Source organism: Sinosporangium siamense (assembly GCF_016863435.1).
GTDB lineage: Bacteria > Actinomycetota > Actinomycetes > Streptosporangiales > Streptosporangiaceae > Sinosporangium > Sinosporangium siamense.
This window is the reverse complement of the sequence record NZ_BOOW01000013.1, coordinates 147,817-173,196: the sequence shown is the minus strand read 5'-3', so window position 1 is coordinate 173,196 and position 25,380 is coordinate 147,817. Positions and strand designations below refer to the sequence as shown.

Below are 25,380 nucleotides of genomic sequence, written 5' to 3'. Positions count from 1 at the left end.
TAACGCGAAGCGCTTGGTCGACTCATCGGTGAGACCTACCTCGGGGCACCGGAGCGAGTATTCACTTACCTAACTCTTACCGTCACAGTAGGTCATGATCCACATACATTCCATACATGTCGCGTATACCTTCCCCGTCATGGTTGCTCCCCCAGGACAGATCCATGCTCAAGCGTCAGGACATCCCAAGGTGGCCCATTGGTCCAATGCATGTAAGCCCTTGATCGCCTAGGAGGACCTCATTCATATGGTGAATGCCAGCGCACAGAGCGATCCATATGGGGTTTCTCGGGCATTTCTCCCTATTCCGGACGCTGCCCCGGACTGCCGCGCCTTACTCGCCTCGGCACTCTCCGATTGGGATATGCCAGAGCTATACTCCACGGCCGCAATTGTGCTAACCGAATTGGTGGCCAACGCCATCCGCTCCGGGAAAGTCATCGGGGTCGGCCTCTTTCCCTCAGAGGACTTTCAGTTCCTCCATATCGAGGTCCGCGACCGGGCTCCCGGGATCCCCGTCAAGCAGTGTCCCGAGGCCGACGACGAGTGCGGCAGGGGTCTGCTGCTCGTCGACGAACTCGCCGCCAAGTGGGGCCACCGCCCGGCGCCCGGTGGCAAGATCGTCTTCGCCATGCTCGAGCGGGCCGCCTCCCCTGCGGGGTGACGGCCCGCTCGGCCGATCGCCTGCGGTTGGCCACGCCCCAGCCGCAGGCGATCGGAAAACCCGCCTCACTCCTCCAAAGGGAGGATGGCGGCCAACGGCGTGAAGGATGCCGCGCCGGGCTTCGCCGTTCGAGGCTTGCCTTATGACAGCCATCGAGGTCAAGGACCTCCACAAGCGATATGGCGAGACCCTGGCCGTGGACGGCGTGTCCTTCACGGTGGCGGCGGGTGAGACGTTCGGGCTGGTGGGCCGCAACGGAGCCGGGAAGACGACCACGGTGGAGTGCCTGCTCGGGCTCCGCCGCCCCGACTCGGGAACCGTGCGGGTGCTCGGGCTCGATCCGGCCCGGCAGCGCCGTACTCTCGCGCAGCGCACCGGGGCGCAACTCCAGGAGAGCGCACTGCCGGCCAGGTTGAGGGTGGGCGAGGCGCTGAGGTTGTTCGCGGCGTTCTATCGGCGGCCCGCGGACTGGCGGCGCGTAATGGAGCAGTGGGACCTGGAGCCGATGCGCGACAAGGCGTTCGGCGATCTGTCGGGAGGGCAGAAACAGCGGCTCCAGCTCGCGCTGGCCCTGGTCGGCGACCCGGAGGTCGTGGTGCTCGACGAGCTGACCACCGGGCTGGACCCGGTCGCGCGCCGTGACACCTGGACGCTGATCGGGGACCTCAAGGCGTCGGGCACCACGGCGGTGCTGGTCAGCCACTTCATGGACGAGGCCGAGGTGTTGTGCGACCGGGTGGCGGTGTTTGACCGGGGCAGGATCATCGCGATGGGCACACCTCAGGAACTCATTCAGCAGACCGGGACGAACTCCCTCGACCAGGCATACATCGCTCTAGCGAGGGCAGCGCGATGAGGCCTTTCACCCACCTCGCCGCGATGGAGTTGAAGCTGCTGGCGAGGGACAGCGGCAACGTGTTCTTCATGGTGGCGCTCCCCCTGCTACTGCTGATCCTGAACAGCGAGAACAAGACGCTCACGAACTTCCTGCCCGGCTATATCGCCATGGCGTTGGCGATCGGCGGCATCAACACACTCCCCGGTGTCATCGGCTCCTATCGCGAAGGCAAGGTGCTGCGCCGCCTGGCGACGACGCCGATCTCGCCGCTCGCGCTGCTGGGTGCCCAGTTCGTGGCGCAGATGGTGCTGGGCCTGCTGGCCACGCTGATCATCGTCGGCGCGGGCATCCTCGTCTTCGGCGTGGACCCGCCGCGGCATCCGCTGTCGCTCGCGCTCGCCTTCCTACTGTGCTCGACGATGGCCAACACGCTGGGCTTCCTGATCGCCTCTGTAGCCCGGACGGCGATCAGCGCGGGTGTGATGGGCCTGATGGTGATGTTCCCGAGCATCTTCCTGGCCGGCGCGGCGGTGCCGCGCGGCGGGCTGCCCGAGTCGGTGCAGCGCGTCGGCGACTTCCTGCCGCTCACCTACGGCGTCACGGCGCTGCGCCAGGGGTGGTTCGAGACTCCCACGCTCATGCCGTTCCTCCTGCTTATCGGCATAATCGTGATATGTACGGCGGGAGCCGCCTTCCTCTTCAGATGGGATCGATGACGTGAACGATGAGGAGACCAGATGGCTGCGCGCCTTCCATCTGCTCTTCTTCGCCTGCCTTACCGTGGTCACGGGGTCCATGCTGCTGGGCGAGGGCAAGCCGGCGGAGACCCCGGTCACCCTCGCGCTGACGGCGGTGATGGGCGGGTGGTATGCCTTCTTCGTCGCCCGCCACCCTCCGCGGCTCGAACGTCTCAATCCCAACGTGTGGCATCTCCTCGTGCTTCTCACGCTGCTCTACGTTCTGATCAAACGGGAGCCGGTCTATCAGACGCTGCTCTGGGGCATGTTCGCTCTGCCGTACATGCTCCTGCCCGGCAGGTGGGGCTATGCCGGAGCGGCCCTGCTCGTTGTCACCGCCAGCGCCGCCGACGTCGATCCGAGCGACATCTCCCGCGATCCCGGGATGCTCATCACGCCGCTCGGCAACGTCGTGCTGGTCGTCATGGTGGGACTTTTCGCCAATCGGCTGCTCACCCATGTCGAGCAGAGCAAGACCATCGGCGTCCTGGAGGAGCGGGCGCGGCTCGCCGGGGAGATCCACGACACCCTCGCCCAGGGGTTCAGCGGGGTGATCGCCCAGCTTGAGGCCGCAGAGCAGAACTTCGACGACCCGGCGGCCTTGCGCACCCGGATCGCCCAGGCCAAACTCCTCGCACGGGAGAACCTCAGAGAGGCCAGGCGCTCGGTCGGCGCGCTGCGCCCCGGGCCGCTGGAACACGCGCCGCTCCACGAGGCCCTGCGGGGCGTGGCCGAACGCTGGACGTCGGAGATGGGCATCCCGGTCGGGCTCACCGTCGACGGCGAGCCCCGCGCGCTCGGCGCGGAGGTGGAGACCACCGTCCTGCGCGCGGCCCAGGAGGGGCTGGCCAACGCCGCCAAACACTCCCAGGCCAAGCATGTGACGCTCACCCTGACGTATATGGACGACGAGATCACCCTTGACGTTTTCGATGACGGCAAGGGGTTCGATCCCGGCGAACCCGCCTCCGGCTACGGCCTGTGCGCGATGCGCGAGCGCGCGGCCAGGACCGGCGGGACCGTCACAGTGGAATCGGCACCGGGAGAGGGGACGGCGCTGTGCCTGAGCATCCCGTGCGCCTGATGATCGTGGACGACCACCCCGTGGTGCGCGACGGCCTGCGGGGCATGTTCGACGGCCTGGCCGACATCACCGTCGTGGCGGAGGCCGCCGACGGCCACGAGGCCCTCGCCCAGGCCAGGTCCCACCGCCCGGACGTCGTCCTCATGGACCTGCGCATGCCGGGCCTCGACGGCGTCGGCGCCGTCGAACGGCTGCACACCGACTATCCGGAGATCAAGGTCATCGTCCTGACCACCTACGACACCGACGGCGATGTGTCCCGCGCCCTCGCCGCGGGCGTCGCGGGCTACCTCCTGAAGGACGCGCCCCGGGAGGACCTGCACCGGGCGGTCCGTACGGTGGCCGCGGGCGGCCGGGTGTTCGCCGGAGCGGTCACGTCCCGCCTGGCCGATAGGCTGGTCACACCGTCCGCCAACCGGCGGGAGCCGAGCGCGCGGGAACTGGAGGTGCTGCGGCTGATCGCGGGTGGGGCGGGCAACAAGGAGGTGGCGCGAACGCTGCTGATCAGCGAGACAACGGTGAAAACCCACCTTAAGCACGTATATGCCAAACTGGGCGTCGACAACCGGGCCGCGGCGGTGGCGGTGGCGTTGTCTCGGCGGCTTATCTGAAACCCCGGCTAAGGGTGCTTCGCCGTACGGCACTGGTTTGCGGGATTCACGAACAATGTGGCAGTCGGTGGGGATGTTGGGGAATCTCCCTGACGGGCAGGTGATCTTTCCCGGCACCTCGGGGATTAGGCCGTGTGGCACCGAGTCCTTCCGGGTGGATTTTTCCAGATAAAGCTCTCTGTGGCTCTCGCCAAATGGAATAGGAACCAGCATCCGGGGGGCACCTTGACCTTCACCTTGGGGAAGGCCGCAGGCTCACATCACCGGGCGGCGTGCCCGGTATGAGGAGGGTTGCGATATGGGCCTGCTGACCATCGGGGCGTTCGCGAAAGCGTCCCGGCTGTCGCCCAAGGCATTGCGCCTTTACGACGAACTCGGCCTGCTGCCGCCCGCCCGGGTCGCCCCGGACACCGGTTACCGGCTTTACGCCCCCGAGCAGGTCGGTGAGCGCGGCGGCCCCCGATGTCGGCCTGCACGACGTGCGGGAGGGAGACCGTTTCCTGTTGTGCTCCGACGGCCTGTCGGCCGTCGTCACCGACGACGAGGTGCGCGAGGTGATCACCACCGTCCCCGGCCCCGAGCGGGCGATCCGCGAACTGGTCGCCCGGGCCAACCACCGCGGCGGCCCGGACAACGTGAGCTGCGCCATCGCCGACGTGTCGGCGGGGTGAGTGATCAGCGGGCGTAACCGGTCACACCCACCGGCACCTTGGCCTCCACCGCGTCGATCACACCCCGGGCCCACGCCGGCCCGTGCCCGCCGTACAACTCGATGAGCTGAACATCGGCGGCCAGCTCAGCCGCCACCTTGGCCGCGGCGGCCTCATCGGGCACGCCGACCAAAGTAGTGGTGCCGCCTCCGGGCTTTTCCCGGACGAGACGGTCGAAGGCGGGGTCGGCCCCCTCGTGCACATAAATAAACAGCTCGGAAAGGTGTTCCCCCGCCTCGAATCTGGCCTTAAAAGCAGCCACGCTGGTCAGAGACTCGAACCCGAAGTAAACCGCTCCCAGCGGCACCCGCCCCCGCACAACCCGAGCCACCTCGTCATGCCAGACGGCTCCGAACCCGCCGCACAACTCCACCAGGTCGACCCCTTCGTCCACGAGCCCGCGCACCAGGTCAACCACCTGGTGCGCCTCGGAAACCGCCCGAACCCGCGTCCGCCCCGCCCCGCTGACCGTCACAACCAGATCGACGGAAGGATCGGCCCCAGTCTCTTCATAGATGATTACCTTGTCCTTGGCCATGACAAACTCCCCGTTTAACTCATTTCCCCAGGATGTGGCGTCACTTCTCCCCAACCCAGGCAACATCGGCGAAATTCCATCCGACAAGAGAAAAATATAGGAATAATCAGAGGTCATCGGGGAGCAGGCGAAACGCCTTGTGACCCGTGAGCGGCCGCACCGCCCGGAAGTCACGGCGGTCAAGGGTCAGGAGCACGTCGGTGCGGTAGACGGAGGCCAGCGCCACATTCACGGCGTCGGCAAGGTCGAGGTTGAGGCCCGCATAGCGTCGTTGCACTCGGATGGCACGTTCCAAAACCGAAATGTCGGTCTCCGGCACCACAAATCGCATACGTCGGACCTGGGTCACAATGAAGTCCAAGATGGCTGCTCGTGGCCCCTTGCCGAGGCGTTTGCCGGCTATGTGGCCGACCTCCGCCAGCACCAGTGGCGAGACGACTACGAGACCGGCCTGGTTCAGCACACGCAGGCACTCTGCGTGCTCGGACACTCTGCGATCCGACGCCGCGATGACGCCGGACGAGTCCGCGATGACGATCACCGGTCGCGGTCCTCCAGGAGGCCCTTCTCACTTCCCGACACGACGGCGTCGGCGATCGCCTCGCCGGTGATCGGTTCTTCACTACCGTCAAAGGTCGGCCAGTCAAGCGGCTCGTCCCAAACCCGGCTCGCCAGCGCGGCAAGATGAATGGCCTCACGGATGATCTCCGCCTCGGGCACCCCTCTGCGTATGGCGGCCTCTTTGATGATGGCCAGATCTTCCGGGTCGGCATATACGTTCGTGCGTTTCAGCGACATGTACTAAGCCTAGTACATGCCCCTCGGATGCGGTGTGACGAAGATCGCACGGTCCAAAGGGCGGCATCCGGTGCCGTTGCTCTACAGGCTGTAGTACTACTTGAGGTAGCACTACAAGCTGTAGAGCTCAGTCCCGGCGAGGGGAAGATGGACGTACTTGATCTCGCACGGTGGCAGTTCGGCATCACCACCGTGTATCACTTCCTGTTCGTACCTCTGACGATCGGCCTCGGCATCTTCGTGGCCTGTCTGCAGACTGCCTGGCACAGGACAGGCAAAGACCACTACCTCCGTCTGACCAAGTTCTTCGGCAAGCTGTTCTTGATCAATTTTGCCATGGGTGTGGTCACGGGGCTCGTGCAGGAGTTCCAGTTCGGGATGAACTGGAGCGAGTACTCGATCTTCGTGGGTGACGTCTTCGGTGCGCCGCTGGCCATGGAGGCGCTGCTCGCGTTCTTCCTGGAGTCGACGTTCCTCGGGCTCTGGATCTTCGGCTGGGACAAGCTTCCCAAACGCGTGCACCTAGCCACCATCTGGGCCGCCGCCATCGGGTCGAACCTCTCCGCCTACTTCATCCTGGCCGCCAACGCCTGGATGAAGCACCCCGTCGGCTACGTCGTCGAGAACGGCAAAGCCCGCATGACCGACATCTGGGCCGTGCTGACCAACTCGACCGCGCTGGTCCAGGTCCCGCACGTGGTGAGCGGGTCGTTCGTGGTGGCCGGCGGGTTCATTCTGGCCGTGATCGGCTACCGCATCATGCGTGAGCGCCGCAAGGACCCCACCGGGCCGGACGCGGCGATGTGGCGGTCGAGCCTGCGCGGCGCGCTCGTGATGACCGCGATCGCGGGTGTCATCGTGGCGGTCAGCGGGGACTTCTCCGCCAAACTCCTCCACGAGCAGCAGCCGATGAAGCTGGCGGCGGCCGAGGGGCTGGAACGCGACACCCAGGGGGCGGGTTTCTCGCCGGTGCCGGGGGTGGAGATCCCCGGGATGCTCAGCTTCCTCGCGACCTACGACACGAACTCCACCATTTCCGGTGTGGAGGACCTGCAGGAACGTTTCGAGCAGGAGTTCGGCCCCGGGGACTACCGCCCCAACATGCCGGTCATCTACTGGTCGTTCCGCGTGATGATCGTGTTCGGCCTGGCGACCGTGGGATTGTCGCTGATCGGCCTCTGGCTGACCCGCAAGCGTGCGCGGTCGAAGGAGCAGGTCCCCTTCTGGTTCGCCCGCGTGCTCTTCTGGTCGCTCCCGCTGCCCCTCCTCGCCGTGATCGCCGGATGGCTGCTCGCCGAGATGGGACGCCAGCCGTGGGTGGTGCAAGGTGAACTGCTGACGGCGGCCAGCGTGTCGCCGGGGGTGACGTTCGCCGAGGTCGCGATCTCGCTCACCGTCTTCACCCTCCTGTACGGCGCGCTCGCGGTGGCCGAGGGCATCCTGCTCGCCCGCTACATCCGCAAGGGTCCCGAGCCGATCCCGGTCGAGACCCCCGCGGCGGACAAGACCGACGACAACGCCCGCCAACTCACCTTCATGTACTGACAGGACCTGTGATTCGCCATGGACCTCATCACTGTCTGGTTCATCCTCGTCGCCGTGCTCTGGACCGGTTACTTCGTCCTTGAGGGCTTCGACTTCGGCGTCGGCATCCTCGCCCCGGTGTTGTCCCGCGACGAGAGCGAGCGCCGCCAGGTGCTGCTCACCATCGGCCCGGTCTGGGACGGCAACGAGGTCTGGCTGATCACCGCGATCGGCGGCATGTTCGCCGCGTTCCCCGCCTGGTATGCGGGCATGCTCAGCCACTTCTACCTGGCCATGATGCTGGTGCTGGTCGGCCTGATCGTGCGGGGTGTCGGCCTGGAGTGGCGCGGCAAGGTGACCCGGCCGGGCGGCCGGATGTGGTGTGACACCGGCATTCTCGTGGGAAGCCTGCTGCCGGCGTTCCTGTGGGGCGGCGTCTTCGCCGACGTGCTGTTCGACAGCGCCGCCGCGGCGCTGCTGGGCGGGGTGTTCTCGCTCGTGGTGTTCGTCCTGCACGGCGCGGTGTTCGTGGCCCTGAAGACCGAGGGCGAGGTGCGGGTCCGGGCCCGCCGTACGGCACTGGCCACGGTCGCCGTCGCCGTACCCCTGGCGGCGTTCGCGCTGAGCGCGGTCCCCCGGGGCGACGCGCTGACGGCACTGCTCGTGTGGGCCTCGGTCACGGCGCTGGCGGGGGCCGGCGTGGCCGTGTGGCGGGGACGCGAGGGGTGGGCGTTCACGGCGACGGCGGGCGCGATCGCCGGGGTGTCGGCGGCGGTGTTCCTGGCTTTGTGGCCGACGCCGATGCCGGGGATCAACCTGCTGGAGGCGGCGTCGGCGCCCTACGCGCTCACGATCATGACCTGGATCGCCATCGCGGCTCTGCCGTTCATCCTGCTCTACCAGGGATGGACGTACTGGGTGTTCCGCAAGCGCCTCACCCGCCAGCCGGTCACCGAACCGACGGCCGAGGTGGTGCCGGCCAAGGCTTGAGGTGGTGCCGGCCAAGGCCTGAGGCGGCCGGAAAACATCGGGGCCGGTTCCTTTCGCCCGGGAACCGGCCCCGAGGCATGTCCGCCCTCCGGTCGCAACCACACCGGCCGGCTGCCGATCAGGACCCGGTCACCCCGTCCCGTGCCGGGATCTGAGGTCGAACAACTCCGACGGGGACAGCGGCATGCGATCGATCGGGAAGTCCTCGGCGTCCTCGACGGCGGAGGCGATGACGGCCGACACCGGGATCACGCCCGCCTCGCCTGCGCCCTTGATGCCGAGCGGGTTGAGCGGTGACGGGGTCTCCAGGTGGGCGGTCTCGACCGCCGGCACCTCCGTGACATAAGGCATCAGGAAGTCCATGAACGACGCGTTGAGCAACTGCCCGTGCTGGTCGTACACCATGCGCTCGTACAACGCGCCGCCCACCCCCTGGGCGACTCCCCCGTGGATCTGCCCCTCGACGATCATCGGGTTGATGAGGTTGCCGCAGTCGTGCACCACGGCGTAGCGCAGGATGGTGATCTCGGCGGTGTCGGGGTCGGTCTCCACGATGGCCGCGTGCATGCCGGAGGCGAAGGTCGAGCGGATCGGCGAATAGTACTCGCGCCCCTCCAGCCCGGGTTCGTCCCCTTCCTCGATGGGGGGCCGGTCGGCTGAGCCGCCGCCCGCGAACTGGGTGGCGCGTTTGGCCTCCTCGTCGAAGGCGTAGCGCAGCGGGTTGGAGAGCACCGCGACCGTGGCGAGGGGGATAGAGGCGCGCGGGTCGCCGGCGACGTGCACGACGCCGTCGGTGATCGACAGGTCGCGCGGGTCGGCCTCCAGGGCGTCGGCAGCGATGCGCAGCGCCTTCTCCCGCACCTTGCGGCAGGCCAGCGCGATGGCGTTGCCGCTCATCACGGCGGCGCGCGAGGCGAATGTGCCCACGGCATAGCCGAATCGCCGGGTGTCTCCGGTCACGACCGACACGCGCTCCAGCGGGACCCCCAGTTCGCTTGCCGCGATCTGGGCGAAGACGGTCTCGTGGCCCTGGCCTTGGGAGGTGAGCCCGGTGGAGACGTGCACACGCCCGTCGGAGGTGACCTGCACGTGGCCGCCCTCATAAGGACCGACGCCGGTGCCCTCGACATAGCAGCCGATGCCGATGCCGAGCCGGCGCCCCCGCGCGGCGGCCTCGGCCTTGCGGGCGGGGAAACCGTCCCAGTCGATCAGTTCCTTGAGCATGCGCAGGGACTCGGGGTAGTCGCCGCTGTCGTAGATCAGCGGCCGCCCGTCCTGGAAGATCATGCCCTGGTCGTAGGGGAACTCGTCGGGCTGGATGAAGTTGGCCGCGCGCACCGCCGCCCGGTCGAGGCCGAGGTGGCGACTGATGTGGTCCATGGTGCGCTCCATGCAGAACACACCCTGCGGCCGCCCGGCCCCGCGGTACGGCGTGACCTGCACGGTGTTGGTGTAGACCGAGGAGAACTCGACCCGGTAGGCCCCGATGCGGTAGGGCCCGAGCAGCTGCGTGGAGGTGATGATCGGCACGATGATGCCGTAGGGCGTGTAGGCGCCGTGGTCGTGCAGGATCGTGACGTCGAGCCCGAGGACGTGCCCCTCCCCGTCGAACCCCACCTTCACCTGCTGCACCTGGGCCCGTTCGTGGGCCGAGGAGATGAAGTGCTCGCGCCGGTCCTCGGTCCATTTGACCTCGCGCCCGAGGGTGATCGCGGCCCACGGCACGAGGATCTCCTCCGGCCACGGATGCATGATCTTCACCCCGAAACCGCCGCCGACGTCGGGCGCGATCACCTCGACCTTGGGCAGCGGCAGCCCGAGGGTGGCCGCGATCGCCATGCGCACGCTGGTGGAGGTCTGGGTGCTGGAGTAGACCCGCAGCGAATGATCGTCGGCGTCCCACCGCGCGTAGACCCCGCGCCCCTCCAGCGGCATCGACGCGCTGCGCTCGATGTCGAGCCGGAACTCCAGGGAGTACGGCGCCGCCTCGATGGCCTCGGCCGCCCCGCGCCCGTCGGCCGACGGCACCTCCTGCACCATGTGCGCGCCCACGTTGTCGGGCACGTCCTCGTGCACGAGGTTGCCCGACCGCAGCGCCTCCTCCACCCCGACGACGGGTTTGAGGAACTCGTAGTCGACCTCGATGAGCGCGCAGGCATCCTCGGCGAGGTAGCGGTCGCGGGCGACGACCATGACCACGGGTTCGCCGACGTGCCGCACGACGTCCTTGGCCAGCGGGTAGGCGGTGCGGCCGTGGGTGAGCGCGGGGTGCGGGATGAGCAGCGGCAGGGGCTGCCCGGCCCGACCGGGCAGGTCCTCCCACGTGTAGATCGCGACGAGCCCTTCGACGTCGAGGGCTCCCGACACGTCGATGTCCCTGATGCGGGCGTGCGCGTGGGGTGAGCGTACAAACGCGGCGGCGAGCGCGCCGGGGCCGAGGTCGTCGAGGTAGCGGCCCTGCCCGGTGAGCAGGCGCGGATCCTCCCGCCTCTGCACGGGCTCGCCGAAGAGCTTGGTGGTCACGCCTCCTCCCGGATCAGTTCTGCCGCGCGGCGCACGGACTTCACGATGTTCTGATATCCGGTGCAACGGCAGAGGTTGCCGGAGATGCCCTCCACAATCTCATCGTCGCTCGGATCGGGGTTCTCGGCCAGCAGGGCCGTCGCCGTACACAGGAACCCGGGGGTGCAGAAGCCGCATTGCAGGCCGTGGCACTCGGCGAAGGCCCGCTGCACCGGGGACAGGGCGCCGCCGGGCCCGGCGAGCCCCTCCACGGTGGTGATCTCGTGCCCGTCGGCGGTGACGGCGAGCGTCAGGCACGATCGCACCGGCTCACCGTCCATCAGCACCGTGCAGCACCCGCAGACCCCGTGCTCGCAGCCGACGTGGGTGCCGGTCAGCCCGAGGTGGTGGCGCAGGCAGTCGGACAGCAGCGTGCGCGCCGGCACCGTCGCCTCGCGGACGACCCCGTTAACGACCAGCGTGATCGAATGCACGTCTCGCCTCTCCGTTCGCCTCGTCGACGGCGCGGGCCGCGAGCACCCCCGCCAGATGGCGGCGATAGTCCGCACTCGCGTGAATGTCTGCCTCCGGCTCTATCCGCCCGCGTACGGCGTGAGCCACCGCGTCCGGCTCCACCCCGGTGAGGTCTAGCACGATCGGCGTGGCGCCCACGCCGATGCAGGCGACCTTGACCGCGCCGACGGCCCCGGCCTCGTCGAGGGTGACGAGGGCGGCGATGCCGGCGAGGGCGTAGTCGCCGTGGCGGCGCGCGAACTCGCGGAAGGCGGTGCCTGAACGGGGCGGCAGCGCGGGGAAGAACGCCGAGACGGCGAGTTCGCCCGGCCGCAGGGCCGATTCGAGCGGGCCGGTGAAGAAGTCGGCGGCGGCCACCTCGCGGGCCGGGCCGTCCGCCCGCGCCAGCCGTACACTGCCGCCGAGCAGGGCCAGGACGGCGGGCATTTCGGCGGCGGGGTCGGCGTGCACGAGGCTGCCGACGACGGTGCCCCGGTTGCGGATCACCGGGTGGGCGACCAGGCGCAGCGCCTGGCGCAGCAGCGGCTGCGCGGCGGCGGCCTCGCTGGAGCGCTCCACTCGGCTGTGCCTGGCCAGGGCGCCGACGGTGACACCCTCGGCGGTGGCCGTGAGGGTGTCGAGGGGATCGATGCGGTTGATGTCCACAAGATGCCCGGGGGCGGCGAGCCGCATGTTGAGCAGCGGGATGAGGCTCTGCCCGCCCGCGAGCACCTTGCCGTGCTCCCCGGTCTCGGCGAGGACCGCGAGGGCCTCGCCGAGGTCCCGGGGAGCGTGGTAGTCGAACGGGGGTGGTTTCACCCGGCGTCTCCCCTTGTGCCACCGGCGAGAGCGGTGGCTCCTCTCCGACCGGAGATGACCCGCAACAGGTGGTATCCCACCAGCACGACGATGGTGCCCAGCGCGATGCCCTCCAGCGTGAAGTCGTCTGTGATCATCTGTTTGACCGGTCCGATGGCGAGGATGATGCCCGCGCCGACCGGAACCATGTTGACCGGGTCCGCGAAGTCCACCCGATTCTCGATCCAGATCTTCGCCCCCAGCAGACCGATCATGCCGTAGAGGATCACTGTTACACCACCGAGCACGCCTTCGGGAGTCGCCGCGACGAGTGCGCCGAATTTCGGGATCAGGCCGAAGAGGATGGCGATGACGGCGGCGACGTAGTAGGCGGCGGTGGAGTAGACGCGGGTGGCGGCCATGACGCCGATGTTCTCGGCGTAGGTCGTGGTGGGCGAGCCGCCGACGGCGCTCGCGACGGCGGTGGCGACGCCGTCGGCGGCGACGGCGCGGCCCATGGACGGGTCGACGTCGGTGCCGGTCATCTCGCCGACCGCCTTGACATGGCCGACGTTCTCGGCGATCAGCGCGATGACGGCGGGGAGCACGAGCACGATGGCGCCGAGCTCGAACGCCGGGCCGTGGAAGTTGGGCCAGCCGAACCAGTCCGCCTTCGCGACCGCGTCGAAGCTGACCCGGGGAACACTCGTGACCTGCTGGGTGGCGGCGTCCACGACGGTGAGGTTGCCGAAGACCTTGTCTGCGACCCACGAGAGCACGAAGCCGGCCACCAGGCCGAGCAGGATGCCGATGCGGCCGAGGAAGCCCTTGAAGGCGACGATGAATATGAACGTGAGGGTCATCGTAATGAGCGCCATCCACTGGTCCTTCGGCCAGTAGACGTCGGCGACCACGAAGGCCAGGCCAAAGCCGATCAGCATGACGACGGCGCCGGTCACGACCGGCGGGAACACCTTGTTGATGACCTTGACGCCGAGCACGTGGATCAGCACGCCGACGCCGGCGAGCACGAGGCCCGCGACCAAGATCGCGCCGGTCACCGTGGCGCTGTCGCCCTGGGCGGCGCGGATCGCGAGCACGCCGCCGACGAAGGAGGCGCTGGTGCCGAGATAGCTCGGGATCTTCCCCTGCACGATCAGCAGGAAGAGGATGGTGGCGACACCCGACATCATGACCGCGACGTTGGGGTCGAGTCCCATGACGACGGGGAAGACGAAGGTGGCGCCGAACATCGCGATCACGTGCTGGGCGCCGATGCCGACGGTTCGCGGCCAGGTCAGCCGCTCGTCGGGCCGCACCACCTCGCCGGGGGCCAAGTGCTTGCCATCGCCATGTTTTATCCAACCGGAAACCAATTGAGCCCCTTTTCGTGCCTGGGCCGTCGGTCGGTAGGCCACCCCGCAGGCATCCTCCGCGGCGGATCTGAGCGTTGCGGGCACAGTAGGCCCGCGATCTTCACGTTACACGGGCATGATGTGCCAAATCTGTGCTTCTGACCAGGGGTACCATCGCGAATTCCATCAGATTCCGCGCATGCGCATGATGTGAAGGGCCAGCGTGAGGTTGAGCCGGAGGTGAGCGTCCTCGGTGAAGTTTCCCAGCAATCGTTCCAGCTTGCCGATGCGATACCTCAGCGTGTTGTAGTGGAAGTGCAGGCGGCGGGCGGTCTCGGCGACGTTGAGGTTGGTCTCCAGGAGCACGTGGAGCGTGCGGCGCAGGTCGGCGTTCTCCGCGTCGGCGTCCCCGGCCAGGGGGCCCAAGGTCTCCTTGACGAAGGCATGGAGTTCCTCGGTGTCGTTCACGAGCGAAAGCAACCGATAGACGCCGAGCTGGTCGAAGTGGGCCACCGCGCCGGGCCCGTGGAGCTGACGGCCGACCCTGGCCGCCTTGAGGGCCTGGGCATAGGCCTCGGGTAGCTCCTCGGGGGCGGCAGCCGTACGACTCGTGCCGGTGGAGAAGGTCGTGACGCAGGCGTCGGCGAGCGCGGCGGCGGCGTCCTTGGCCATACGGGTGCCGTCCACGGCCGAGCCGACGATCGCCACGACCTCGTGCGAGAAGCCGGCGACCGCGCCGCTCGGGTCGTGGCGGCGCATCGCCCCCGCCCACGAGGTGATCAGGCGGTCCTGCGCCACGCGCACGTCGCCCTCGGGGTCGAGTTCGGCGACGAGCACGGTCACGGGCCGCTCCAGGTCCCAGCCGAAGGCGCGGGCGCGGGCGGCGACCCGCTCGGCGCCGCCGGCGCGGCCGGTGAGCACGTCGCGCAGGAAGTCGGCGCGATATTTGCTCTCGACGGCGTTGACCGCCTCCTGGCGGGTCACGACGAGCGCGGCGACCGTGGCAGCGCGTTCCAGGATGCCGATGTCGCTCTCCCTGAGCGCGCCCGCCGGGCTGTAGGCGACGATCCGCCCGTGGTGGTGGCCGCCGGCGACGACCGGCACGGTGGCGTAGGCGCCGGGCCCGGCGGGGGCGTCGCTCTTGTCGCCGCGCCCCGCGGGTGAACGTCCGGCGTGGCCGCGGCCCACCGCGTCGACGGCGGCCACCTCGCGGGCGATGATGTCGCGCAGGGCGAGGACCTGGTCGTTCGGACCGGTGGCGGCCTGCACCCGGCCCACGCCGTCGACCGCCGCGACCGCGACGTCGAGCAGCCCCGACACCTCGGCGGTCACCTCGCGCAGCCCGCCCCCGGCCAGCACGACCTGTACGAGAGCCCGGTGCACCTCCTCGGTGCGGGCGAGCGCGGCGGCCTGCCGGTTCAGGATGTCGGTGAGGACCTGGTTGAGGATGTCGTCGAAGCCGACGTCGTTTGGGAGCTGGATCAGCGGGAAGCCCAGCCGGTCGGCCTGCTCGACCATCTCCTCGGGGAGCTCGTCGAGATAGCGGCCGAGTTTGACGGCGAGCGCGGCCAGTCCCCGTTCGTCGAGGTCGGTGATGAGCCTGCTGAGGGACTGGGGGGTGTTGCGCAGCGGATAGCCGGTGGTCAGCAGGAGTTCATGGGGTTTGACCCACGCGAGGATGTCGGGGACCTCCATCACGTTGAGTCGCTGCACGATCCGGTTCAGGCCGTTCTCTCCGGCGATCAGTCGCGCTCCGGCGAGCGTGGAAACGCCGAGAACCTCACCCACCGCTACACCGTGGATGATCGTGCCGGTACTTGCCAGCCGTACAGGGGGCTCCATAGGGAGATTCTTACCCATGCACCCATCTGTCAGGAAGAGCCAACCTTTAGGCGGACTGTTGGCATCTTTCTCCGTACGGGCCGCTCCGAATCACGCTCTACCGTCGGGTTCGAGAGCCATGCCGAAGGGCAGGCACATTCCAGGTATCCGCCCACGTCAGGAGGTCTTTTCGTGACCGTCGGAACACGCCCTGCAGCGCGGCGTGCGCAGGTGCGCCCGACCACGCATGTGACAGGGGCGGCGAGTACGGCACTGCGCCCGGTCCTCGAGTCGCCCCGGAGGCCGGCCCGGGTGCTGGCGGCGTTTCCGGCGGGGATCTACCTGGAGGTCCGGACCGAGAACGAGCCACAGGTCGTCGCCGTGATCAGAGGCGACGCCGTACGGCTCCCCAACTCCATCGTGCTCTCCGGCGCCGTCCCCGAGGCGGCCATGGGCGACGACGCCGCCGTCGGCGACGGCACGATCCGGCTCGGCGGCCTCAGCCTCAGCGCCGGACGCTGGTGGAATCCCGCTCCCCCGCTCGGCCCCGCGGAGCCCGGCCTGCTCGCCCTCGCCGCCCCCGCCATGGCCGCCGCCCTCGACCGGGCGGCCAGACGGCCCGGCCTCGACGGCAACGGCGCGGTCGCCCTGCTCGCCGACGGCTGCGCCCGCGGATCGCTACTCGACACCATCAGCGCGGCCTACCGGCTCATCGGCCTCGGCCCCGGGCTCACCCCGAGCGGCGACGACGTCCTGGCCGGGCTGCTCGTCGCCCTGCGCCACCTCGGCACCGCCGCCGGGGTGCCGAGAGCCGTCCACCTGGCCGACTGGCTGGCCGCCGCGGTCACGTTCGACGCCCGCACCCGGACCACCCCCATCTCCGCGACGCTCTTGCACTGCGCGGCCCGCGGCGAGGCCAGCCCCGAGGTGATGTCGGTGCTGCGCGGCATGGCCGGGCGCCACCCCCTCGAACCCGCCGTGCAACGCCTGCTCCCCCTCGGCCACACCTCCGGCGCCGACCTGGCCTGCGGGCTCCGCATCGGCCTCGACACCGTGGTGAGCCTGGCCTGACCAGATCAAAGCCCGCACGACGGGCACACGACAGACCTATCCGGGATTGTCCGTACGGAAGGTTGGGGGGAACGATGAGCGCTGATCTCGTCCGGGTGCGTAGCGGGGTCTACCACGACTCGGTGAGCCTGATGGGGGTCAGCCGGGCGCTGGCCGCGCTGCCCGGGGTCGAGGCGGCCGTGGTGGCGATGGCGACGGAGTTGAACCTGGGGCTCGCCCGCGACCTCGGGTTCGATCTTCCGCCCGCCGACCCCTCGGGGCTGCTGATCGCCGTGCGGGCCGGCGACGCCGGCACGCTCGACGCCGCGGAGGCCGAGCTGGAGCGGCAGTTCGCCGCGCTCGCGAACCGGAGGACCGGCGGGGAGGCGGCGGTGAGCCCGCCGCGCACCACCCGGGCCGCGCTCGCCGGGGTGGAAGGGGCGGCGGTGGCGCTGGTCTCGGTCCCCGGTGAGCACGCCTTCGCCGAGGCGCTCGACGCGGTCGAGGCCGGGGTCTCGGTCATGGTGTTCAGCGACAACGTGTCCATCGAGCAGGAGATCCGGCTGAAGGACCGGGCGGCCGCCGTCGGCGCGCTCGTGATGGGCCCTGACTGCGGCACGGCTGCCGTGGGCGGCGTGGGCCTCGGTTTCGCCAACGTGCTGAGACCGGGTGAGGTCGGGCTGGTGGCGGCCTCGGGCACCGGAGCTCAGCAGGTCGCGACGCTGCTCGACCACGCGGGTGCGGGCGTCAGCCACATCCTGGGCGTCGGCGGGCGCGACCTGTCGGCCGAGGTTCGCGGGCGTTCCACCGTGCGGGCGCTGCGGGCGCTGGACGCCGACCCGGCCACCTCCCTCATCGTGCTCATCTCCAAACCGCCCGCCCCCGAGGCGGCCGACCTGGTGCTCGACACCGTCCGCGGCCTCGCCACGCCGGTCGTGCCGGCGCTGCTCGGGCCGGACGGGCACGACCTGACCTCGGCGGCGGAAGCCGTACTCAACGCCTTGGAGATGCCGATCCCCGACTGGCCCTCCTGGATCGCGCGGGAGTCCGGTGAGATGACCGCGCACGGGCCGGGGTGGGCCGGCGGCGCTCTCCACGGGCTGTACGCGGGCGGCACGCTGTGCGCCGAGGCGGAGGCCCTGGCCGGCGAGGGCACGTTCACCGACTTCGGCGCCGACGCCTACACGCGGGGCCGCCCGCACCCCATGATCGACGGAACACTCCGCCTCGACGCTCTGGCCGCCGTGCCGGCGGGCGACGTCGTCCTGCTGGACGTCGTACTCGGCCACGGCGCCGACCCCGACCCGTCGGCCTCCCTAGCCCCCGCCGTCGCCCAGGCTGTGCGGCGCGGCATCGCCGTCGTCGCCGTGGTCGTCGGCACCGAGGGCGATCCACAGGGCCTCACCCGGCAGATCCACGCGCTGGCCGGCGCGGGGGCGTCGGTGTTCATCTCCAACGCGCATGCCGTACGGCACGCCGTCTCACTGACCGGGAGTGCCAAATGACGCTGCCGATGCTCTCCGGAGACCTCCAGGTGATCACGGTGGGCGCCGGCCTGCTGGGGGAGGCCGTCGACGCGCAAGCCGTACCCCGCGTGGGGGTCGACTGGCGGCCACCGCTGCCCGGCACCGAGGCGGCTATCGCCCGTGTGCTCGCCGACCCGCGGCGTGCGGCGGCCAACGAGACCGCCGTCGACCGGCTCCTGTCGGCCCGGCCGCACCTGGTCACCGTACGGCCCGCGCACGAGGTGCTCGACCTGGCGCCCGGCGCGTTCCTGCACGCGGGGCCGCCCATCGGGTGGAAGCGGGCGTCGGGGCCGCTGCGGGGGGCGCTGATCGGCGCGATGTTGTACGAAGGGGCCGCGGGCGACGCGCGGGAGGCCGAGCGGATGCTCGCCGCGGGCGACGTGCGCCTGTCGCCCTGCCACCACCACCGGACCGTCGGGCCGATGGCCGGAGTGGTGAGCCGGTCGATGTGGATGCTGGAGGTGCACGACGCCGAGCACGGCGGCACCGCCTATTGCTCGCTGAACGAGGGGCTGGGCAAGGTGCTGCGCTACGGCGCCTACGGCCCCGAGGTGCTCAAACGGCTGCAGTGGATGGGCGACGTGCTCGGCCCGGTGCTGCGGGCGGCGCTCGCGGTGAGCGGGCCGCTGGATTTGCGCGCACTGATGGCGCAGGCGCTGCAGATGGGTGACGAGCTCCACAATCGCAACCGGGCGGCCACGTCACTGCTGCTGCGCGAGCTCGCCCCGGCGATCGTCGACGCCGCGCCGGAGCGGGCGGCCGAGGTGCTTCGCTTCATCCACGGCAACGATCACTTCTTCCTGAACGCCGGCATGGCCGCCTGCAAGGTTTCGGCGGACGCGGCGCGGAACGTGCCCGGATCCTCCATGGTGGTGGCGATGGCGCGCAACGGCACCGACTTCGGCATCCAGGTGTCGGGCCTCGGCGACCGGTGGTTCACCGGGCCCGCGGGGGTGCCCGACGGGCTCTATCTCGGGGCGTACGGCCCGGCCGACGCCAACCCTGACATCGGGGATTCGACGATCACCGAGACGGGGGGTGTGGGCGGGTTCGCGATGGCCGCCTCACCGGCCATCGTGCGGTTCGTCGGCGGCGACGTGGCGGAGGCGACGGCGGCGACCCGATCGATGTACGAGATCACGCTGGCCGAGCACCCGGCGTACCAGATTCCCGGGCTTGGATTCCGGGGCACACCCGTGGGCATTGACGTCACGCTGGTCGCGCGGACCGGGCTGCTGCCTGTGGTCAACACCGGTATCGCCGGGCGGGTGGCGGGAACCGGTCAGGTGGGAGCAGGGCTGGTCAATCCCCCCGTTGAGGCATTTACCACAGCGCTCGCCGCGCTGGCGGAGGAGGCTCCGGAAAACACCGCTTGAACGATCCCCGACTCTCCATGACTCCGCAGGTCAAGTCGCGCGACACTATGCCCTTTCCACGCTAGCTTTATGTGTGGATAAGTGGTGGTTCCACAGCCGATATCGTGTACAGCCCCGCAATCTGGAACAATCACAGCTCATGTCGTGTGCCCTGCCTGAGACGCGCCCGGCGCTGGATGACCTGGATGAGGGGGTACGGATTTGACGACCGACCGCCTGCTCGGGAAGGTGCCTCCGATGCCGGAAGGGCATGGCGCCAAGGAGAACCAGGGCCGCCTCGTCGGCAGCCGCTACCGACTGCTGTCGCCGGTCGGCCGAGGCGGCATGGGCATGGTCTGGCACGCGCACGACGTCCTACTCGACCGCGACGTCGCGGTCAAGGAACTCATTCTCCCCTACGGCCTCGACGAGGCCGGCAAACGCTCCGCGCACCGGCGCATGCTCCGCGAGGCCAGATCCGCGGCCAGACTCAGCCACCCCGGCATCGTGACCGTGCACGATGTCGTGGAAGAGGACGAGCGGCCCTGGATCGTCATGGAGCTCGTGCGGGCCTGGTCGCTCGAACAGGCCGTGCGCCAGAGCGGACCCCTACCCGTCGTGCAGGCCGCCGAGATAGGCGTGCGGATCCTCGACGCGCTGCGCCACGCCCACGCGGCGGGCATCCTCCACCGCGACGTCAAACCCGGCAACGTCATGCTGACCTCCGACCGGGTCATCCTCACCGACTTCGGCATCGCCGCCGTCGAAGGCGATGTCAACATCACCCAGACCGGGCTGCTCATGGGGTCGCCGGCCTACATCCCGCCGGAGCGGCTGCAAGGGCAGCCCGTCACCCACTCCGCCGACCTCTGGTCGTTCGGGGCCACGCTTTACGCCGCGGTCGAGGGGCGTCCGCCGTACGAAGGGCCCGACGCCGTCGCCGTGCTCGGCGCGGTGCTCACCCAGGAGCCCACCCGGCCGCAGCGGGCAGGCGCCCTGCTGCCCGTCATCGACGGCCTGCTCCGCAAGAACCCGGCCGAGCGCATCAACGCCGGCCAGGTGGCCGAAATGCTGGAACGCGTCCTGCGCAGCCACGGCTCCAGCCCGCCCGACCTCGCCCAGACCCCGGCCGCCGCCGCGCCCGACGCCGCCGCCGCGCCGCATCTGCTGCCGCCGCTCGACCCGCCGCTCGGGCCCACGCCGCTGCGCATCATCGAGACCCCCTCGGGCCCCATCCGCGTGCCCGCCGACGGCTCGCCGCTCATGCCCGCGATCCCCAACGGGACCCACCCCGACGTGCCCGCCTCCCCCGCGGCACCTCCCGCGGACGACCCCTTCGGCTCACCCGCCGACCTGCAGAGCCTCGGATTCGACGCCCTGCGCAGCTCGTCCGGCGGGAACAGAGTCCCCGACACCCCCGCAGGCGAGGTCGTCCCCGAAGCGCCCACCACCCCGAGACCCGTCGGCCGCGGCCGCCGCGGCACCCCCGCCCCCGCGCCTCGCAGCGGCCGGGGCGGCCGCCGCAGAGCCGTCGAGGAGAACGGCAAGTGGATGCAGCAGGGGCAACCCACCCCCCGGCTCATCGCCGTCGCCGCCGCCGGGGTCGTCGCCCTCGTGGCGGCGATCATGCTCATCGTCCTGCCCGGCGGCGAGGAGGAACCCGCCACCCCGCAGGGCAACGTCCCCACCGCGAAACCTCCCGCCCGCTCGACCACCCCCCGCCCCGTCACCGGCAGCGGCCGGGTGCCCGACGGCTACAAACGCCGCGTCCAGGGCGGCTTCTCCGCCGCCATCCCCACCTCGTGGCGCACCACCGAGCGTGAGGGCGGCTTCCGCTTCAACGGCCCGCAGGACTCACGCATGAGCATCACGGTCCTGCCCGCCACCCCCGTGGCCGACGGCGGCTACGAAACCCTCACCAGGGAACGTGCCGGAGCGACGGTGGCGGAGTATATCCAGATCCAGTTGCAGACGGTGAGCTACGGGGAGTGGAAGGCCACCGACTGGGAGTACACCTACACGGAGTCCAACGGGGTGCCCATGCACGCCCTCACCCGCTTCGTCAACATCAGCGATGACAAGGCGTACACGATCGAGTTCGCCCTCCCCGAAGCCCGCTGGGACGACAACGCGAAACTCCGCGCCACCTTCCTCGACACCTTCACCCCGTCCTGAACGGCCCGACACGCTGCTTCGGCATCTGACTTCTCCACCCGCCCTCAGCCGCGGACGAAACGGTGCTTACGAAAGGCCCTTTCCTGGCCTTGCCCTCAGGCGGCGTGGGCCTCGAAGTGCACGTCGGCGGCGGTGAGTCGCACATCGGCGTCGAGTGCCGCCGCCAGGCGGCGCAGCAGCGGGACCATCGGAGCGGTGCCGCCTTCCTCAATGCACTCGACCTCGTCCTCACTCATGTCCGCCCGCTCGGCCACCTGGGCCACACTCAGCCCCATAGCGGTCCGGCGGTCGTAGTGCGCCTTGCCGAAGGCGAGGGCCTCACGAATCTCCAAGCGCTCGGGGTCGTCGTCATGAACCTCGGACCGAACCCATCGGGTGTGGTATCCAGCCATCACACGTGCCTCTCGAACGATTCCAACCGCGCGAGACGGTAGCAGGGGCGGCCCAGGAGACAGCGGGAATTGTGAGGGGATGCCACGGTGTCCCAGCGCGGCGGGATAGGTAACGAGGGCTGTGAGGGGATGTCGCGGGGGCCCGGCTGTGCGGTAGGCAACGAGAGCTGGAGGGGATGCCGATAGCGCGGGAGGCGGCGATGGGGAGGTTTGCGAGCGGGTGGGCGGTGGAGCGTGCCAGGGGTGATGGCACACTTCACCCGTGACGGAAATCCCCACGAAGTCCGCTATATCTCCCACCGATCTTGGACCTGAGCGGCTGCGCGTCGTGCAGCGGCGCACGCTTGCCGTGCTGGCGGCGGCGCAGGTGACGGGTGGGGTCGGGGTCGCTGTGGGGTTGGCATACTCCTCGCTGATCGTGGCGAAGCTGTCGGGTTCGGCGGCGATCGGCGGGTTCGCCGGGACGGCGAGCGTGCTCGGCGCGGCGATGCTCGCGCTGCCGATCGCGAACCTCGCGGCGCGGGGCGGGCGCAGGCCGGGTCTGGCGACCGCGTTCGCCGCCGCGCTCGCCGGGTGTCTCATCGGCGTCGCCGCCGTCGAGATCTCCTCCTGGCCCCTGCTGCTCGCCGGGCTCGTGCTCATGGGCGGCGGCAGCGCCGGCGGCCTGGCCGCACGCTACGCCGCCACCGACCTGTCACCCCCCGGGCACGCCGGCCGGCACCTGTCGCTCGCCGTGTGGGCCCTCACCGTGGGCTCGGTCATCGGCCCCAATCTCGTCGGCCCGTCCCTGAGCCTCAGCGCCTGGGCGGGCCTCAGCCCGCCGGCGGGCCCGTTCGCCGTCGCCGCGATCACCGCGCTCACCGCCCTGCTGATCGTGGCGATCGGCCTGCGCCCCGACCCGCTCGTCACCGCACGCCGCGCCGCCGGCGGCGACATCGCCCCCAAGAGCAGGCCCCGCGCCACCCGCGACGCCTGGACCGCTCTCAAGGAGTCGGTCAACGCCCGGCGGGCCCTCGTCACGATCGCGGTCGCGCACACCGCGATGGCCTCCATCATGACCATGACCCCCGTGCACATGGATCACCACGGGGCGAGCGTCACCGTCATCGGCATGATCATCAGCCTGCACATCGCCGGCATGTACGTCTTCTCCCCCATCGTCGGCTGGCTCTCCGACCGGTACGGCAGAGCCCCGGTCCTCGTCCTCGGCCTCGTCTTTCTCCTGTCGGCCGCCGTCATCGCCCCCGCCGCCGACCCGCACAACGTCCCCCAGATCACCGCCGGCCTCACCCTCCTCGGCGTCGGCTGGTCCTGCGCCCTCGTCGCCGGCTCCGCCCTGCTCACCGAGTCGGTCCCGCTCGAACGCCGCCCCGCCGTACAGGGCCTGTCCGACCTCCTCATGAACGTCTGCGGCGCCGGCGGCACCCTCGTCGCGGGCGCGATCGTCGGCTGGTGGAGCTACGCCACCCTCGGCATCGTCACAAGCACACTTGTGGTGCTGTGCACCGCGTGGTTCCTCCTCGCCGGCCGCCGCACCTGAACCACTAACCCCGCAGCCCGGCGTGAACGTCCTTCAGGCGTTTGCCGTTGCCACCACCAATAGCGAGCTTCCCAGAAGGGGTAAATTACACGAGCCCACCTCGCGTAATGTCATGAAATTTCGTGCTAAATGGGTTATTTGGCGTCTGCGTAGCACGAAACGATTGCGGTTTCCATGGGGATGCGCACCGGGGTGGAGCCGAACAGGAGGTGGGTCGCCTCGACCGCCGCGTCGTGGACGACCGCCGCCACCTCGGGGCCCAGAGGGGCCGGGCAGTGCACGATGATCTCGTCGTGCTGGAAGAAGACCAGGTGGGCGGGGGCAGGCAGCCGGGTGCGGAGGACCGCCATCATGGCCAGGGCCCACTCGGCGGCGGTGGCCTGGACTACGAAGTTACGGGTGAACCGGCCGCGGTCGCGGGCGGCGCGGGTGCCCTCCGGAGTGGAGACGAGCTCACGCCAACTGTCGGAGGGCGGGGGGCTTGTACGGCCGAGCCAGGAGCGCACAAGTTTGCCGTCCTCACCCGCCTTGGCGGCGGCCTCGACAAAGCCGTAGGCGCGGGGGAAGCGCTCACGCATCAAGGCCAGGAGTTTGGACGCGTCGCCGCTGGTGCCGCCGTACATCGCCGACAGCATGGCGAGCTTGGCGTCGTCGCGGGCCCCGCCGAAGGACTGGGCCAGGGCGGAGTAGAGGTCGATCTCGCCCGCCGCGTGGGCGAGGCCGCGGTCGCCCGCCATAGCGGCGAGCACACGGGGCTCCAGCTGGGCGGCGTCGGCCACGACCAGCGACCAGCCCTCGTCGGCCACCACCACACGACGCATGATCTTGGGAATCTGGAGCGCGCCACCGCCGCTCGTGGCCCAGCGCCCCGAGACGACGCCGCCCACCACATATTCCGGCCGGAAGCGGTCGCCGTGCACCCACTGGTCGGCCCACACCCAGCCGTGGAAGCTAAACAGCCGGGCCAGCTCCTTGTAGGCGAGGAGCGGCGCGACAGCCGGGTGCTCGACCTGCTTGAGCACGTGGGACCTGGTGGACGGCACCGTCACCCCGGCCGTCTTGAACGCCTTGACGATCTGCTGCGGGGAGTCGGGGTTGACCTGCCTGCCGAAGGCGGCCGACACCTCGTCGGCGAGGTGCTGGAGTCTGGCCGGGCGCATGCCGTGCGCGGGGCGCGGCCCGAGCAGCTCGGTGAGCAGGGCGTCGTGCGCGTCGCGCCGCCACGGCATGCCGTCGTGGCTCATCTCGGCGGCGATCAGCCCTCCGGCCGACTCCGCCGCCACCAGCAGCCCGAACCGGGCCGGATCCTCCCGGGCGGCGATCCGCCGGAGCTGGTCGGCGTGGACCTCCGCGACCATCTCGGCCGCGGGCACGGGCGGCGCCTCGCTCGCCGTCTCGAAAAGCGTGCCCTGATCCCCCGCGACCGGACCGGCGCGTTCGCCGGGAACCGGCAACCCGTGAAGCCTCGCGTAAGCCGCCCCAACCGATCGAGGCTCACCGAACCGGCCTTCGGCGGCCAGGAGCAGCCCCTCCGTCAAGAACAGGTCGTGGCAGCGCGAGACCCGCAGATCCGCTTTCAACACCCCCGGATAAAACTCCCGCCCATCCCCCCACACCCACCGCGGCCGCTCCCCCTCCAGCTCACGCATCACCCCCACGAGATCGTCCACCCACCGCGTCTCCCCACCCACAGCCGTGATCGACCCCCCGGCCCCCTCAGCCGCCACCTCGACCCTTCCCACCCGCACCCACCCAGCCTGCCACCCCCCACCGACAATCCCCGGACCAGGTGCGCCAAAAATCCTCGGTCCGGGGCGGGTGCGGGAGCGGGTGGAAAGGTGGATCGTGGCGGACTAGCC

The 25,380-nt window shown here is 70.0% G+C and carries 23 protein-coding genes and 1 pseudogene; 14 read left to right on the top strand and 10 right to left on the bottom strand.

Translation table 11 applies throughout. The features are described 5' to 3' along the window. Positions 1-394 precede the first annotated feature (394 nt). From Ssi02_RS11440 to Ssi02_RS38645, 7 genes and pseudogenes are all read left to right on the top strand, one after another. A complete protein-coding gene (locus Ssi02_RS11440) occupies positions 395-664 on the top strand; it encodes an ATP-binding protein (protein ID WP_204024625.1) in 270 nt (89 codons plus the stop codon). A 142-nt stretch (positions 665-806) separates the two neighbouring features. After that, on the top strand, positions 807-1,520 hold the full coding sequence (locus tag Ssi02_RS11435; RefSeq protein ID WP_204024624.1) for an ABC transporter ATP-binding protein: 714 nt from the start codon (positions 807-809) through the stop codon (positions 1,518-1,520). Beyond that, on the top strand, positions 1,517-2,218 hold the full coding sequence (locus Ssi02_RS11430; RefSeq protein WP_204024623.1) for an ABC transporter permease: 702 nt from the start codon (positions 1,517-1,519) through the stop codon (positions 2,216-2,218). The genes Ssi02_RS11435 and Ssi02_RS11430 overlap by 4 nt, the downstream gene beginning before the upstream one ends. 1 nt (position 2,219) lies before the next feature. Further along, positions 2,220-3,323, top strand: coding sequence for a sensor histidine kinase (locus Ssi02_RS11425; RefSeq protein WP_239128807.1), 1,104 nt, complete (start codon positions 2,220-2,222; stop codon positions 3,321-3,323). Further along, the gene (locus Ssi02_RS11420; protein WP_239128806.1) at positions 3,299-3,934 is read left to right on the top strand and encodes a response regulator; all 636 of its coding nucleotides are present in this window, start codon (positions 3,299-3,301) and stop codon (positions 3,932-3,934) included. The genes Ssi02_RS11425 and Ssi02_RS11420 overlap by 25 nt, the downstream gene beginning before the upstream one ends. A 298-nt stretch (positions 3,935-4,232) precedes the next feature. Beyond that, positions 4,233-4,364: pseudogene (locus Ssi02_RS39270) on the top strand (MerR family DNA-binding transcriptional regulator); the annotation flags it as partial. A 13-nt stretch (positions 4,365-4,377) separates the two neighbouring features. Further along, positions 4,378-4,605 carry a PP2C family protein-serine/threonine phosphatase gene (locus Ssi02_RS38645; RefSeq protein WP_239128815.1) on the top strand — a complete coding sequence of 76 codons (228 nt, stop codon included), beginning with the start codon at positions 4,378-4,380 and terminating at the stop codon, positions 4,603-4,605. A gap of 4 nt (positions 4,606-4,609) precedes the next feature. On the opposite strand, the gene Ssi02_RS11410 is transcribed toward Ssi02_RS38645, so the two are convergent. The 3 genes from Ssi02_RS11410 to Ssi02_RS11400 form a co-directional block, all read right to left on the bottom strand. Beyond that, complete coding sequence (locus tag Ssi02_RS11410) at positions 4,610-5,182, bottom strand: DUF6506 family protein (protein WP_204024619.1); 573 nt, start codon at positions 5,180-5,182, stop codon at positions 4,610-4,612. A 106-nt stretch (positions 5,183-5,288) separates the two neighbouring features. Next, on the bottom strand, positions 5,289-5,723 hold the full coding sequence (locus Ssi02_RS11405; RefSeq protein WP_204024618.1) for a type II toxin-antitoxin system VapC family toxin: 435 nt from the start codon (positions 5,721-5,723) through the stop codon (positions 5,289-5,291). Continuing rightward, positions 5,720-5,980: a ribbon-helix-helix domain-containing protein gene (locus Ssi02_RS11400; protein ID WP_204024613.1), complete on the bottom strand. Its 261-nt coding sequence runs from the start codon at positions 5,978-5,980 to the stop codon at positions 5,720-5,722. The genes Ssi02_RS11405 and Ssi02_RS11400 overlap by 4 nt, the downstream gene beginning before the upstream one ends. A gap of 147 nt (positions 5,981-6,127) precedes the next feature. On the opposite strand from Ssi02_RS11400, the gene Ssi02_RS11395 reads away from it, so the two are divergent. Continuing rightward, positions 6,128-7,525 (top strand): cytochrome ubiquinol oxidase subunit I, encoded by a 1,398-nt coding sequence (locus Ssi02_RS11395; protein WP_204024611.1) that lies wholly within the window; start codon positions 6,128-6,130, stop codon positions 7,523-7,525. A gap of 18 nt (positions 7,526-7,543) precedes the next feature. Beyond that, entirely contained in the window at positions 7,544-8,494 is a 951-nt protein-coding gene (gene cydB / locus Ssi02_RS11390) for a cytochrome d ubiquinol oxidase subunit II (RefSeq protein ID WP_204024609.1), read from the top strand. 129 nt (positions 8,495-8,623) lie between these two features. Here cydB and cutA read toward each other — a convergent pair whose 3' ends face one another. The 5 genes from cutA to Ssi02_RS11365 all read right to left on the bottom strand — a co-directional run bounded on the left by cutA (position 8,624) and on the right by Ssi02_RS11365 (position 15,504). Further along, positions 8,624-11,017 (bottom strand): aerobic carbon-monoxide dehydrogenase large subunit, encoded by a 2,394-nt coding sequence (gene cutA, locus Ssi02_RS11385; protein WP_204024607.1) that lies wholly within the window; start codon positions 11,015-11,017, stop codon positions 8,624-8,626. Then, the gene (locus Ssi02_RS11380; protein WP_204024605.1) at positions 11,014-11,490 is read right to left on the bottom strand and encodes a (2Fe-2S)-binding protein; all 477 of its coding nucleotides are present in this window, start codon (positions 11,488-11,490) and stop codon (positions 11,014-11,016) included. The genes cutA and Ssi02_RS11380 overlap by 4 nt, the downstream gene beginning before the upstream one ends. After that, entirely contained in the window at positions 11,465-12,328 is an 864-nt protein-coding gene (locus Ssi02_RS11375; RefSeq protein ID WP_204024603.1) for an FAD binding domain-containing protein, read from the bottom strand. Before Ssi02_RS11375 ends, Ssi02_RS11380 begins: the two co-directional genes overlap by 26 nt. Beyond that, positions 12,325-13,683: a uracil-xanthine permease family protein gene (locus tag Ssi02_RS11370; RefSeq protein ID WP_204024601.1), complete on the bottom strand. Its 1,359-nt coding sequence runs from the start codon at positions 13,681-13,683 to the stop codon at positions 12,325-12,327. The genes Ssi02_RS11375 and Ssi02_RS11370 overlap by 4 nt, the downstream gene beginning before the upstream one ends. A gap of 165 nt (positions 13,684-13,848) precedes the next feature. Beyond that, positions 13,849-15,504: a PucR family transcriptional regulator gene (locus Ssi02_RS11365; RefSeq protein WP_204024598.1), complete on the bottom strand. Its 1,656-nt coding sequence runs from the start codon at positions 15,502-15,504 to the stop codon at positions 13,849-13,851. A gap of 171 nt (positions 15,505-15,675) precedes the next feature. Here Ssi02_RS11365 and Ssi02_RS11360 point away from each other — a divergent pair, with 171 nt between their 5' ends. From Ssi02_RS11360 to Ssi02_RS11345, 4 genes are all read left to right on the top strand, one after another. Continuing rightward, a complete protein-coding gene (locus Ssi02_RS11360) occupies positions 15,676-16,554 on the top strand; it encodes an oxamate carbamoyltransferase subunit AllH family protein (protein ID WP_204024596.1) in 879 nt (292 codons plus the stop codon). A 74-nt stretch (positions 16,555-16,628) separates the two neighbouring features. Beyond that, positions 16,629-18,038, top strand: coding sequence for an AllF/FdrA family protein (locus tag Ssi02_RS11355; RefSeq protein WP_204024595.1), 1,410 nt, complete (start codon positions 16,629-16,631; stop codon positions 18,036-18,038). Continuing rightward, positions 18,035-19,435, top strand: a complete 1,401-nt coding sequence (locus Ssi02_RS11350) for a YlbE family protein (protein WP_204024594.1) — start codon at positions 18,035-18,037, stop codon at positions 19,433-19,435. The genes Ssi02_RS11355 and Ssi02_RS11350 overlap by 4 nt, the downstream gene beginning before the upstream one ends. Before the next feature lie 237 nt (positions 19,436-19,672). Continuing rightward, positions 19,673-21,589 carry a serine/threonine-protein kinase gene (locus tag Ssi02_RS11345; RefSeq protein WP_204024593.1) on the top strand — a complete coding sequence of 639 codons (1,917 nt, stop codon included), beginning with the start codon at positions 19,673-19,675 and terminating at the stop codon, positions 21,587-21,589. Positions 21,590-21,684: 95 nt separating this feature from the next. On the opposite strand, the gene Ssi02_RS11340 is transcribed toward Ssi02_RS11345, so the two are convergent. Then, positions 21,685-21,981 carry a helix-turn-helix domain-containing protein gene (locus tag Ssi02_RS11340; protein ID WP_204024592.1) on the bottom strand — a complete coding sequence of 99 codons (297 nt, stop codon included), beginning with the start codon at positions 21,979-21,981 and terminating at the stop codon, positions 21,685-21,687. Between the two features lie 262 nt (positions 21,982-22,243). On the opposite strand from Ssi02_RS11340, the gene Ssi02_RS11335 reads away from it, so the two are divergent. After that, positions 22,244-23,521 (top strand): MFS transporter, encoded by a 1,278-nt coding sequence (locus tag Ssi02_RS11335; protein ID WP_204024591.1) that lies wholly within the window; start codon positions 22,244-22,246, stop codon positions 23,519-23,521. Positions 23,522-23,655: 134 nt separating this feature from the next. On the opposite strand, the gene Ssi02_RS11330 is transcribed toward Ssi02_RS11335, so the two are convergent. Beyond that, the gene (locus Ssi02_RS11330) at positions 23,656-25,263 is read right to left on the bottom strand and encodes a bifunctional 3'-5' exonuclease/DNA polymerase (protein ID WP_275410653.1); all 1,608 of its coding nucleotides are present in this window, start codon (positions 25,261-25,263) and stop codon (positions 23,656-23,658) included. Positions 25,264-25,380: the final 117 nt, after the last annotated feature.